The organism is Mucilaginibacter psychrotolerans (genome assembly GCF_004519315.1).
GTDB classification, from domain to species: Bacteria; Bacteroidota; Bacteroidia; order Sphingobacteriales; family Sphingobacteriaceae; genus Mucilaginibacter; species Mucilaginibacter psychrotolerans.
In genome coordinates, this window is sequence record NZ_SOZE01000029.1 from 1 (window position 1) to 11,974 (window position 11,974).

The window sequence follows — 11,974 nt, forward strand, 5'->3', positions numbered from 1 at the left end:
GCCTTGCAAATGAAAAACTAACGCTTATCTTTACCCTACCTAACGTTCTTTATAGCACCTCAAAAGTGCAAAACGGAAAACAGCCAAAAACATAAAAACTTTATGGCAGCCAATACGATTATGGCGCGAAGCGCCATAATCGCAGAGGGTATTTAGTACCTATGAGGGCATAAATGGCCGAAATTATCTTTGATGCGACCGGCTAAAAAAATTCCCGGATTTTCGTTAAAGTTAATTCCGGAATGATGTTTTTACCCATTTTAAAAAGGTTTTATTTTCCCCTTTATAATGAAAAATGACAAGTGCAGGCAGGGCTAAATATGTGCCTCCGGATGACCTTGCATACCAAGTTCAACGAGGTGCGCAAGGAATGTTACGAAAGGTTTAATATCCTGTTCTGCGCTTGCTTTTTCTAAAGCTTCCATATAAAGAGTTCGTTTCTCTACAGGAATAACCGTCCAGGGATACCCCCCTGAAGCCAGCATGGCATTCATTAAAAACCTGCCTATCCTTCCATTACCATCCATATATGGATGAATAAACACAAATATAAAATGTCCTAAAACTGCCCTGACTGAAGCTTCAGGTTCCTGCTCAAGCAATTCAAAAAATATTGGCATAACGTCACGCATCGCGTCAACACTTAGCGGCACATGTTTCGAACCACCTATATATACCTGGTTATTACGATAGCCCGCCAAATCGGATGCTCTTAATATACCTGCGGCAACGCTCGGATCAAATAGCTCCCGGTACCATTTACTATGATCTTTATAAAGCTGTTTGCCGGGGTTTGAACCATTCAGTATGGCATGTATCGTCGTTTTGACTTCCTGAAATGCCTGCCAGTACCCTCTCGCGGCCATAGCGTCCTTCTGTTGTTTATCCTCCTTATTCTCATCTTTATCCCACTCCCCGCTGCGCACCCGTTCTATCAGTTCAGGAGTTACCCGGTATCGTTCTATCGAAAGGGAATGATAAGCATCAGTGACATAGATATCATCAACTTTTTTAATATAAGCTGCGACCTCTTTTGGTAAACCGGGGGCCTTTGGGAAATTTGCAATGACCAACTCCCGCATTTCTTTCCAAATCAATTTGATCCTGTTTACTTGCGGTGAGCGTTCACGGGATGAAAGTTCAACGTCCAACTGATAACTGAAAGGGTCGCTCTCACGAGTATCAAATCCTGCGGATTTCATCGCATCTATGATGTCTTTACCAATCTGCTCACGGCCAATGTTCCGGAATGCTCCTGCTAAACGTCCTGCTATCCGGGTATGTCCGTTGTCCAGCAACAAAGGCAGTAATTCGGATGCATCTCTGATCATGGATAATGCCGTCCGTGCATCTATCGGGTTGCTCACAAAAATTGCGGGTGAGCTGTAAACCAATGCAGCCTGTGGCAGGTACATTCTGATCCCATTAATTACGGTCGTGGTATCCTCCGGAAATTCAGCCTTTAAATTAAATAGTGAACTGTGATGCGGCAATTGCATCGGCGTATTATTCGCTTTCGCGGAACGGACAATGAGTTGAGTTGGCACAGACCAATTACCCGCGTGAATTAACAAGGATTGTTCGGGAGAGATACTCCAATCGCTTCCATACCTGTTTTCTAAAAACTTGGCAAAAAATTCCCAGTATGAACTATACCAGGCCGTACTATCACCAGGATTTTGCTGAGGGTCGGCAGGAATGTACCAGCCTTTGGAAATCTCCTTTAAAAAACCCTGTTTGACCAATAACTTCCGATGTTCGTTTGGCAATTCACTGGTGTGCAATGCAACCTCACCGGTATCCTGTAATTTTTTAAGGCTGTGTAATGCCTCCGCTAATTTCTCTCTTGGAGTTGCCATTTCTCAATGATTTAAGGAGCTGTAGTAATTAGTCGCGTTTCGCAGGAATTTACGTTTACATCCGATCAATAACAATTATATACCGATGTACAAATACAATTATATTCAAATGTACAAATACAATTACTAATCATAGAATATTTTTTAATGCGGTACCCCAATTATCCTTTATAACAGCATTCTCCTATTTAAAAAAACATATTATTGGAGATAAAGCAGTAAAAATGTAAATTCATCAACTTATCCTAATTTACCGAAGCTTAATTATAAACCAACCTATAGATGCCTGTTAACGCCAAAGAGATTAGAGTTGATGTTGTTTCTTTTAATCAGCTGTTCAATGGCAAAAAGTCGGTCATCATCCCGGAATACCAGCGCCCTTATGAATGGGGTAAATCAAAAACCGCTGAATTATTAAGCGATCTGAAAGAGTATTTCCTCGACAGTGATCCGCAATCACCCTATTACATGGGTTCAGTGCTTTTTTATTACGATCAAAAAAATAAAAAATTCGAGATCATCGACGGACAGCAACGCATTACCACGCTGCTGATCTTAAAAAACATTATCCATAAATCAGTTGCAGAAAACGAGAACATCGTTTATAATTCGCATATGTCATTTGCGGCGATCCGGGAAACTACGGAGTACGCGAAAAGCGAAGAACCTCTGCTAAAGCGCCTGGCTACGAAGAACTTTTTAAACCAGCTTGAATTTACGCAAGTGATCACTTATTCGCAGGATGATTCCTTTGCATTTTTTGATACCCAAAACAATCGTGGGGTTTCATTAGGCGCGACTGATTTTTTAAAGGCTTATCATTTGCGAGAGATCAGCTCCGCAAAATTACAGGAGGCCAATGCGGTCAAATGGGAAAGCGCAGCAGTAAAGTGGGAAGATGGTGATTTTCTGAACTTTCTTTTTAATAAAGTGCTTTTCAGGGCCAGGGCATGGAAAAGCAAAAACACACCATTTGAAAATAAGGATGCCGTATTGGATGTGTTTCAAAAGAATACCATCAAGCCGGATCAGGACATGACCTACCCGCTCTTTTCAAATAACCAGAACCGGCAGGCAACATACCGAACCTATAATGAAGATGGCCAATTTACTACCGCCTTAAACGGGGAAAGGAAAACGGAACCAGCGCAATTCCCATTCAATCTCAGGCAGCCGGTTTACAAAGGCCTCAACTTCTTTCATTACACTGAAAAATACGCGGCCATCCACGAGCGCATCTTTGGAAGCAAGGAATCAAAATCAGGGGAACTCGCAGAAGTCCTTCGTTTTTACAATGAAGTTTATGACGATGACATGTCCGTTTATTTGAGGCATCTTTTCAAGCTGGCTATCATCATGTACTATGACGTATTTGAGGAAAACCAGTTATTGAAATTCGCTTATCATCTCGATTATTTATTGGGCAGCATCAGGATCGGCAAATCCCTGGTCAAAAAGGAATCCGCGCAAAAATGCTTTACAGAACCTGATTACAATTTGCTGGACATCATAGCCTATGCGTATGCACCGGAAGAAGTCACCCGGTTTTTGAAGGAATTGCCAAAACTTGAAGATATTTACAAGCGCATTTATAAAAAGGAACAGGAATTGCCAAAGGAGGGTGTACAAACCAGGTACAGGGAGCGGGTATTCAATTATTTTGAAAAAACAAAAAAGGATTTTAAATACCGTAAACAATGGTTAGATGAGTAATAGTGTCGCATCAGGGATCTTCTCGATAAACGATATTATAGCAACGGACACCATCTATAATATTCCAAGGTACCAGCGCTTATACGTCTGGACCAATGACCAGGTAACAACATTACTGGAAGATATCCAGCACGCCTGTTTTACCGAAAGGCCTTTATTTTATTTAGGCGGTGTGCTGATCGTGCGAACATCTGATACGCTCCCGCACTTTGACCTGATCGACGGACAGCAACGATTTACAACCCTATGGCTGCTCTGCCTTACGCTCGGACTGGAATTATCCGGGTTTTTAGAGGTTGAGGAAAAATCCCGTCTGACCTTTTCCATCAGGCAAGATGTTACCCGATATTTTGATGCGATCCGAAAAAACAAAGAATTTAAAGGAAAACTAAACGGGCAACTGGAAGCCGGTAGCCTGACTAAGATCATCAATGCAAAAAACCTGATCAGGGGCTTTGTCGCCACAGAATTTAAAGATCAGCCCGAACGGCTCGAAAAATTCAGAAACTATATTAGGTACCAGGTCAAAGTAATCATCAGCACGGTGCCGGTGAAAACGAACCTGAATAAGTTATTCGAGGTCATTAATAACCGTGGATTACAATTACAGCACCATGAGATCTTAAAGTCATTTATCCTTTCGAAAATCACAAGCGATAAAAAGGTAAGGATTCGGTACGGCAAGATCTGGAACGCCTGCGCCGATATGACCGACTATATCGAAAGGAACCTATATTATGAAGCCGGCCGAAGCGTTGTTGAATTTTATACGCTACATAATGGCAAATTTGACTTTACCGGGCTCCTTAAAATAATGGATGGTAAGGATACAGTTGCTTCCCCAATGACGTTATCTGCGATCATCGAATCCAGGCCTCCCAAAAATAACGAGTTTAAAACACCGAGGGAATTAGAGGAACATCCGGAAACCAAAGACGATGAATATGAAAGTGTAAGGAGTATCCTGACCTTTCCGCAATTATTGCAGCACACGCTCCGAATCGATCTGTTCAGATCGGGCAAAAAGGATATTCCCCAAATTATAGAAAAAGACTTGTTGGTTAGCTTCGCCGGGTTTTTAAAAGACCTTACCGAAAAAGAAGCGCTCGCTTTTATTGAACTGCTTTTTGAGATCAGGGTACGCTTTGATAAGCATGTGATCAAATGGGTAACCACATCGCCGAATACGGAAACACACCTGATCAAACCCTTGCAAAAGCAAAGAAAAAAGGCCTATAGCCAAACCTTTTACTTTCGCAGGGAGAAACCTTCCGGCAGTGATGCGTTTACCTTGCTGCAAAGTATGCTTTATCATTCGCAGCAAAAAACAACATTGCACTGGCTGACCCCATTTCTTTATAAAATGCTATCCACTGAAAACAGGGACGAACTGCTGATCTACTTGCAAAAGCTGGATAATGCTATGTTTTGTACCAAAGACCCTGACGAATTAATGAATAGGAGCTGGAAATACCTCGGCAAAGAAGTCAAGGTTGCCCCGGAGACTATTAATCTGGAAGATCTCAAAAAGTCTGACGGTACAGGTTTCTGGCATTACTGGTTCTATAAGTTGGAGTACGTATTATGGTTTATGGAACGACAACATCACCCTGACTGGCGAAACTTCAGGATGACCTCGAAAAATTCAATCGAGCATGTTTCACCTCAAACCCAAAAACGCCAGGATTTCAATACTGTAAGCAAGGCCTGCCTGAATACTTTCGGAAATTTAGCCTTAGTTACCCGGAATATCAACTCGGAATACGGGCATAATGAGTATAATGTGAAACAGCGCCAGTTCTTAAATAATAAAAAGGATAACCGCCTGGACTCGCTAAAACTGGACATTATCTATGTCAGCGATGAATGGAACGATGAACTTTGCAACGCACACAATTTGAAGATGCAGCTGCTGATGAAAGATTATGTCGAAAAATATATCTGATCAAAGCCTATCTGTATATTAGAGTAATATAAATGTTTCCAATATGAGGCCTTATTTCCTAATAATTACTATACTGTTTATTATTAGCGTAGTAAAAGAATCTTTCGCTCAAACTCCTTTATTTACAGATTATAAAACGAAATTATTTACATCAAGGCCCGCCAGACTTAAAATCAAAGGCAATGCATTGGCAGAAAGATATAAGACAGCAATTTCTAATTCATATTATGACGATCCATATATCAGAAAATACCATGGCAAGGGAGGCCAAAATTTCGCTGGTCATTATTGTTTCGTTTATTGGGGATGCGGCTCTGATTGTCAACACGGTGCTATAGTCGATCTGCAAACTGGGATCGTGTACGATGGGCCTACGGCTGCTCGTCAGTTTGAATATAAGAGCTGGAGTAGATTATTAATTGTAAATAGGCCAGGTGATAAAAGCGGTTGCGCGGTTTGTCAGCCAGAATATTGGACATTAAATGAAGAAACAAAACGTTTCGAAAAGATAAAATAATGCCTTGATTTTGGTATTAGCGCCCTCTATAAAATAATCCCGGACGATCTGGTCGACCCTGCCGGTTAAATGAATTTTCTTATCGTCCATAAATGTTTAGCTTTAGTGGTAAGAAACCGCGCTGAATCAAATTAGTATAAATCTATAATGTATGCATAAGGACCATTCAAGTTTGCCGGTAGAAGATGCCAGCACGACCATATTCAGGTATATGGATTTCGTATCCTTCTATTCTTTGCTCGTCAATCAATCATTGTTTTTTAAACGCCTGGATAAATATACTGACGTCCTCGAAGGCCAGCTATTTGATGAAACGGTTAATGAATATTTCGAGTTTCGGAAAAATATCGACCCATACGCTTCGGATGAGGAGGCCAAAACCTGGACTAATAACGAGGCAGAAAATATCAAACTATATAAGGCCTGGACTTTATCCAATTCATGGAATATTGCAGAAGATGAGAATTACGCTATGTGGAAAATATACCTGCGCGGTTATACCGAGGGTGTTGCCATCAGATCCACGGTTGGGAAATTAAAAGAACAATTGGACAACAATAAAGACTTTGAATTTTACTCCGGCCGTGTAAAATACGGGGCCGTACCCAAAAATGACGTGAATCAGTTTACGATCTCGACAAACAAAAGGCAGCCTTATATTTATGAAAATGAATACAGGGCTATCGTACTTCACCAGTTTGTGCCGGATGCTGATAGAAGGCACGCAAAATGGACCGTCGGTGCCGAAGTAAAGGTGGATGTAAAAGAGCTGATCGACCTGATCTATGTTTCTCCATTTTCAACTCCCTGGTTTCTGAACCTGCTCAATAGAGCACTAAGCGATCATCTGCCCGGATTTGACCACGACCATATCGTGTATTCCAAAATACAGGATTCATAATCTCTTTTAAAAACCTGTCATAAACAAGAGCGCCGCAGGTTTAAAACGTCCCTAACGGGAAATAAACCTGCGGCGCTGGGCCCCGGCTCTGCCGGGGCCACCCGGCATTTTACCTAATAGCTGTAATTTGAGCTAACCATCTCCTGGTACTTTTTTCCAAGTTCCTCATGGGTCATTCCTTTGCTGTTGGCTAACCCGACAAAAGATTTCACCTCATTTTCACGGATACGCCAGCCGAACGAATAAACGAGCGTTTGCTTGTTCAGCGTTACGGTTAAAGGGATGGGTAAACGATGGTCGTGCGCATTTTGCAGCATAACCATTTTGCAGCAGGTCTGGTGGTATTCCTGTTCATCGAGTGCGCCAGAGCGTAGTCGTGCAGACAGCTTTTCCAACTGGCAACGGCGCAGGTCGGTGATGGGTTTATGTTTTTTTCGCTTCTCCGTACGGGATTTGACCGCCAGATCATTTAGCAGCATTGCCTCGTTATAATCAGGATAACGCAGTTGTATTTCCTGCATCGCGAACAATGGGTTTTTATGATAGGTGCGCCTTACGAAATTCCTTCGGGTTCGCATTTGCGATTGCTCAACCTTGCGCTGGATATAGGCTTTATCGGGCCAAACTTTTTTATCCTCGCTTAGCGATTTGTTTTTTAGATACTGGCGCAATAATAAAAGAATAACCGGACGGTTCAATCCCTTTTGCTCGGCCTCCATCAGCCCGACAATTTCTTTTGCAGTCATTGACTTTGCCAATAAAGACAGTTCCCTGAAATATTTACTTTCAGCACTTTCGCACAGTTCAGGCTTCGGTGCGGACTGAGAGAAACAAGCAGAGCCGAGCGAATAACGCTGGCGAAAACCCAATAACTTGTTCAGGAACGTTGTACCCGTGCCGGGGTTCTCCTTATCCAATTCATCGGCCTCCTGCTGTTCTGCATAAAGCAGCTTATCCCAATCCTCATATTGGTGATAGCACAACCGCCAGTTGAAATGGTGGTATTCAATTTCTTCCTGGTTCATCGGGCGGGAAAGAAAGGGGAACGCCGTATGTAAACCCATCGGCCTGCGGTTTCTGTCACGCCATAACTCCGCATCCATAAACACGTAAATGCGTGGCGGGTATTTGGTTTGGGGTTTAAAGTAATAATCCACCCTCCCGGAAGTTTTACGGGGCAACGCGTTCATGCGGTCATATTCAGCCTTTTCACTGGCGGTCATCACATAACCTTCTTTTATTTTAACCATAGCAGTAATATTTGAAATATGCCTGTGTTTCGGTAAAGCAATCGTGGGCGAAGTCCCGCTTTGCTTTATGGAAAGTCAGGCGACCCAACACGCCGGACTGCCTGTTGCGGATAAAAGGAGCAAGTGGCAGAACGGCGCGCGATTTATATATCTTTCAGCCTGAGTAATTTTTGGTAAACATCATCCCAATAGGCCTGTAAGCCCTCATCCATTTTTTTGAATGAGGGGTCAGTATGGCGGTAATCGTCAGCTTTCATAATCGCCAGTTCCAAATCGGTTACGGTAATTTCCTTACCTTTTAAATCAATGATTTTCATAAGCGGAGTTTTTAGGCAACTTTTAAAGGGGTTGTCTTGAATTTCTTGATGTTCAGGAATATGCCACGGTATTCTATCATGCCATCCGATAGCAGTTGCCACAGTAACTCTGCACCGTTCACCGCCAAAGCGGTGTTGACAAACAAATCCTGCTTTTTCAACGCCTCGGCCTGTGAACAGCTTGGCTCATCGTGGTCGTCCACTTCTTCCAAAAGCTGTTTAAACTCATCCGTTATTTTTGGCAGGTTGGCTACCGTGCGGAAACGCTCCGAGTCAGGCTGTTTAATTTCGGTTAATGTGGCTAACAGCAACTGCCCTGTATAACGGCTGTTGCCTAAATCCATCCAGTAAAAAGGTTGCGCACGGTCGTTGCGGCTTTGATTGGTGATTTTTCGCAAAGCAGTGGCAATGTCAAAACGTGCGCTCACTGTATCTACGCAAGTGATGTAAATATTAGCCTTGCCTAACGAGGGCAGCAGGTGTAGCGTCTTGGTGCCGAATTTTTCGGGTACGGCTTTCCAGTTCGTACCGCTACTACGGTTAATTCGGTTTACCAAAATAACCGACTTGAAATGACCGATTTCGGAGGGGGCGAACATTTGCCGTCCCCTGTTGGCTTCCGTGATTATATCATCGTCAAATACGTTCACCTGCAGACCGGGGCGACCGAAAGCCTGTAAAGAAATGTGTATCCTGACGAGTTCAGTCAATATCCTGTGGCCTGTACCTCCTGCACCGATCAGGTTAACGGTTATGGGGTTGGTCGGGTCAATCAGGCAATTAGCAGTAAAATGTATATCGGGTAAATTTTTCATTTGATGAGATTTTTAAGGGTTAATTTGATAGGGGTTAATTTGTCGGTTGGAAACGGTATATCGGTATTAATCAGCTTCTTCCAAAGTTGTACGATGTTGCCTTTCACGGGGCTTTCACCGCCGAGTGTATGGCTGAAAAAGCTGTTAAAAAAGTAGATTTCCCATTGGCGCATAAATTCTTCCAGTCCGCAATCTTTAGGGATTTGTATGGTTACCGTACCGAGGCAGACCTTGCCATCGGGATAAATATTAAAGTAGGGGGCTTTGCAAAGCGGGGTGGCTAAGTTTACAGCCTCATCCGTGTTCAGCGCATAAACCGCAAGCGTGTTTCGGGTCGCTTTCCAAATCATAGGCGGTATATAGGCTTCCCCGTTGGGTATGTCCAAGCCCTCTTTAAACAGCAACCGTACTTTTTTGGCGGGGGTGTGCCAAACAGCATAGGCGTTCCGCCCCCTGTTGATGTACAATATATTTTGTGGCATCAGACCAACGGGGTCTAAAAACCCTGTCTGTAAATCTTCCGAGGTGTCAAGTGCTTTAGCTAATGATATGCTTTCCTGAACGGTTAAGGGATGCGCATTAATGGGCTTGCCGTTCCTGTCCATATCATAGGCTTCCACGTAGATATTTTTCTTTTCGTTATTGCTGTAAATCAGCAGGGCTTTTACAGGCTCGTATAGATGCCCGAATTGTTGGGTGATGTTCGTTCTCATGGCAGGTCAAATAAAATATTGCAGAGGTTTTCAATTATTTCAAAAAGGCGGTATTCAAATTCAAGGTTCTTTACTTCGTTATCCGTACCGTCAAATACCTGTGTGCGGGATGGTAACGCCATTTGGGAATAGTTGCCCAAATAGTCATTTACCGAACGCTCAATGTTTTCATAAACCCATCCCTTACCATCGCCGATAAAAGCGATGTAGGTTTCGGGTGTGGGTATATCGTCGTTATCATCATCTTCATCAGGCGGTGCGATATTTTGAAAAATGGAATTTTTGGAAAAATCACGGAATAGCTGTAAAGTATCTTGGGCGATTAGGTGGCATTCCTCCTGAAAGGGATTAGCAGGTTTAAATCTTGCTATGTTATCATCTAAATGCTTTAGATGATAAGGGTTAAACAGCTTGCGTTGCATGATGTCCCCGCATACATCGTTTCTCAGGATGTCGGAAATATCTTCCTCGTAGTCGTCCGGATTTTCACGGAGGCATTCTAAAAAGCACTCTTTATTCATATCATATTCATCGTACATAAACCAGCCCTCATCACGGTAATAGGGTACTCCCGCTTCCCGGTAGAGATAACTCATTACGGCAAGCAATAATGCACCGCAACGCCTGTTCTCTTTCTTCCGCAAAAAGCGGTAAAGAGGAATGACGGGGATATAATAGAGTTGGTTACCTACTTCGTAAACCTGTTCGGTAGCTAATGCCACCTGTTTATCATTGCCCGTTTTGGTAATCAGCAGTTCCGTTTCGTAGGGTTGCCTGTTTAGTTTGGTTCGTATTTCACGATGTGCAAGCAAGATGTTATAGGGATAGGCGTACCCGCTCACATCTGATAATGTCAGATTATGCAGTTTGGCTAAATGGCTTGCCGACCTAAAAAATCCAATTTCGGTTTCCGATTGCTCCGGCAATCGCTTGGCGGGTTCGCATACAGGTATAAAGGTGTGGTTTAAAAAACCATCGGTACTTGGTGTACCGGGGCTGATTTGGCTCTGTCCTTTAGTACGGCCTGCGCATCGGGTAGTTGATTGAGGCTTTGGGCGAATGTTCCTAATTGCTGATAGAGTTTGCATTGTCTTTTTGATTTAGGCAGGCTGATAAAGCCTGCCTGTGTTAATGTTTTCATACTATCCTTTTGTGCCTAATGTGGTTACAAACTGGTATTCTGCGGTGTCGTTCTTAAATTCCGGCCCGACAATTTTGGCAGTAGCCAGTATGGCGTAAAGCGCAGAATAGCTGTCGCATACTTCTTCGGGACTGAGGTTGCTGTCGGGGTCGGTCAGCCTGATTTCCTGCCCGTTTTCCTTATGGATAAATACCCTCGGTAATAATTCGCTGTACATGGTCGTATCGTTTAAGGTTATAATAATCTGAATTGTGCCATTTGTTCTTTTTTGCGGTTGAGGTCGCCCCGCAGGTTTTTCAATTCCTTTTCCTTGTCGGGATATTCTTCTAATGCAGGTATCAGGGCTATGGCTTCCTCGTATTTGCAATCTGCCTGCATATCATTGATGGTTTTGAGGGCGGTATCATAGGCCTTTTTCTTCTCGGCTTTTGGGTCGGGCATTTCTTGGTCGGGCGTTTTGGTAGCGATTGCCGTTGTGGGTTTAGCTGTGGTAGTAGCTGCTTTTGCACTGGCAACGGCTTTTGCCTTTTCCAAGCCCTTGCGGTAATCTTCCATATTATTGAAAAACCCTGCGGTTTCCTGTACAGGCTTTGCGATGGTATCAAAAAATTGGTTGTCCATTTCTTCGGCTGTACCACCCATCACAAAGGGCGGTACAACTTTGGATGCCTGCGTTCCGTTCTTAGGAATGTTATACATGCCGATGATTTTAACCTTGCCTTGTTCATCGGTGGTAATACTGAGATTCCAATGACCGGGAACATTTAAGGCGATGATATTTTGAAAAAAATTAGTTGTCATGA

General features: G+C 43.1%; 12 protein-coding genes. 4 read left to right on the forward strand and 8 right to left on the reverse strand.

Features of this window, described 5'->3' with window-relative positions; translation table 11 throughout:
- Positions 1 to 314: 314 nt before the first annotated feature.
- Positions 315 to 1,859, reverse strand: a complete 1,545-nt coding sequence (locus E2R66_RS21535) for a Fic family protein (protein WP_133234647.1) — start codon at positions 1,857 to 1,859, stop codon at positions 315 to 317.
- A gap of 282 nt (positions 1,860 to 2,141) precedes the next feature.
- Here E2R66_RS21535 and E2R66_RS21540 point away from each other — a divergent pair, with 282 nt between their 5' ends.
- From E2R66_RS21540 to E2R66_RS21555, 4 genes are all read left to right on the forward strand, one after another.
- Positions 2,142 to 3,572: a DUF262 domain-containing protein gene (locus E2R66_RS21540; RefSeq protein WP_133234649.1), complete on the forward strand. Its 1,431-nt coding sequence runs from the start codon at positions 2,142 to 2,144 to the stop codon at positions 3,570 to 3,572.
- Positions 3,565 to 5,517, forward strand: coding sequence for a DUF262 domain-containing protein (locus E2R66_RS21545; protein WP_133234651.1), 1,953 nt, complete (start codon positions 3,565 to 3,567; stop codon positions 5,515 to 5,517). The genes E2R66_RS21540 and E2R66_RS21545 overlap by 8 nt, the downstream gene beginning before the upstream one ends.
- Before the next feature lie 43 nt (positions 5,518 to 5,560).
- A complete protein-coding gene (locus tag E2R66_RS21550) occupies positions 5,561 to 6,034 on the forward strand; it encodes a hypothetical protein (RefSeq protein ID WP_133234653.1) in 474 nt (157 codons plus the stop codon).
- Positions 6,035 to 6,185: 151 nt separating this feature from the next.
- Positions 6,186 to 6,935, forward strand: a complete 750-nt coding sequence (locus tag E2R66_RS21555) for a hypothetical protein (RefSeq protein ID WP_133234655.1) — start codon at positions 6,186 to 6,188, stop codon at positions 6,933 to 6,935.
- Positions 6,936 to 7,048: 113 nt separating this feature from the next.
- Here the strand turns inward: E2R66_RS21555 and E2R66_RS21560 are convergent, their stop codons facing one another.
- From E2R66_RS21560 to E2R66_RS21585, 7 genes are all read right to left on the reverse strand, one after another.
- On the reverse strand, positions 7,049 to 8,185 hold the full coding sequence (locus E2R66_RS21560; RefSeq protein WP_133234657.1) for a hypothetical protein: 1,137 nt from the start codon (positions 8,183 to 8,185) through the stop codon (positions 7,049 to 7,051).
- 143 nt (positions 8,186 to 8,328) lie between these two features.
- A complete protein-coding gene (locus tag E2R66_RS28710; RefSeq protein ID WP_192902000.1) occupies positions 8,329 to 8,502 on the reverse strand; it encodes a hypothetical protein in 174 nt (57 codons plus the stop codon).
- An 11-nt stretch (positions 8,503 to 8,513) separates the two neighbouring features.
- Entirely contained in the window at positions 8,514 to 9,317 is an 804-nt protein-coding gene (locus E2R66_RS21565; protein WP_133234659.1) for a PRTRC system ThiF family protein, read from the reverse strand.
- Positions 9,314 to 10,030 carry a PRTRC system protein B gene (locus E2R66_RS21570; RefSeq protein WP_133234661.1) on the reverse strand — a complete coding sequence of 239 codons (717 nt, stop codon included), beginning with the start codon at positions 10,028 to 10,030 and terminating at the stop codon, positions 9,314 to 9,316. Before E2R66_RS21570 ends, E2R66_RS21565 begins: the two co-directional genes overlap by 4 nt.
- Positions 10,027 to 11,118, reverse strand: coding sequence for a hypothetical protein (locus E2R66_RS21575; RefSeq protein WP_133234663.1), 1,092 nt, complete (start codon positions 11,116 to 11,118; stop codon positions 10,027 to 10,029). The genes E2R66_RS21570 and E2R66_RS21575 overlap by 4 nt, the downstream gene beginning before the upstream one ends.
- 54 nt (positions 11,119 to 11,172) lie before the next feature.
- Positions 11,173 to 11,388, reverse strand: coding sequence for a PRTRC system protein C (locus E2R66_RS21580; protein WP_133234665.1), 216 nt, complete (start codon positions 11,386 to 11,388; stop codon positions 11,173 to 11,175).
- A gap of 17 nt (positions 11,389 to 11,405) precedes the next feature.
- Positions 11,406 to 11,972: a PRTRC system protein E gene (locus tag E2R66_RS21585; protein WP_133234667.1), complete on the reverse strand. Its 567-nt coding sequence runs from the start codon at positions 11,970 to 11,972 to the stop codon at positions 11,406 to 11,408.
- Between the last annotated feature and the right edge of the window lie 2 nt (positions 11,973 to 11,974).

What these genes read in the sequence shown, in the direction of transcription:
- E2R66_RS21535 (WP_133234647.1), bottom strand. Translation starts at nt 1,859, where the DNA reads ATGGCAACTCCAAGAGAGAAATTAGCGGAGGCATTACACAGCCTTAAA.
- E2R66_RS21540 (WP_133234649.1), top strand. Translation starts at nt 2,142, where the DNA reads ATGCCTGTTAACGCCAAAGAGATTAGAGTTGATGTTGTTTCTTTTAAT.
- E2R66_RS21545 (WP_133234651.1), top strand. Translation starts at nt 3,565, where the DNA reads ATGAGTAATAGTGTCGCATCAGGGATCTTCTCGATAAACGATATTATA.
- E2R66_RS21550 (WP_133234653.1), top strand. Translation starts at nt 5,561, where the DNA reads ATGAGGCCTTATTTCCTAATAATTACTATACTGTTTATTATTAGCGTA.
- E2R66_RS21555 (WP_133234655.1), top strand. Translation starts at nt 6,186, where the DNA reads ATGCATAAGGACCATTCAAGTTTGCCGGTAGAAGATGCCAGCACGACC.
- E2R66_RS21560 (WP_133234657.1), bottom strand. Translation starts at nt 8,185, where the DNA reads ATGGTTAAAATAAAAGAAGGTTATGTGATGACCGCCAGTGAAAAGGCT.
- E2R66_RS28710 (WP_192902000.1), bottom strand. Translation starts at nt 8,502, where the DNA reads ATGAAAATCATTGATTTAAAAGGTAAGGAAATTACCGTAACCGATTTG.
- E2R66_RS21565 (WP_133234659.1), bottom strand. Translation starts at nt 9,317, where the DNA reads ATGAAAAATTTACCCGATATACATTTTACTGCTAATTGCCTGATTGAC.
- E2R66_RS21570 (WP_133234661.1), bottom strand. Translation starts at nt 10,030, where the DNA reads ATGAGAACGAACATCACCCAACAATTCGGGCATCTATACGAGCCTGTA.
- E2R66_RS21575 (WP_133234663.1), bottom strand. Translation starts at nt 11,118, where the DNA reads ATGCAAACTCTATCAGCAATTAGGAACATTCGCCCAAAGCCTCAATCA.
- E2R66_RS21580 (WP_133234665.1), bottom strand. Translation starts at nt 11,388, where the DNA reads ATGTACAGCGAATTATTACCGAGGGTATTTATCCATAAGGAAAACGGG.
- E2R66_RS21585 (WP_133234667.1), bottom strand. Translation starts at nt 11,972, where the DNA reads ATGACAACTAATTTTTTTCAAAATATCATCGCCTTAAATGTTCCCGGT.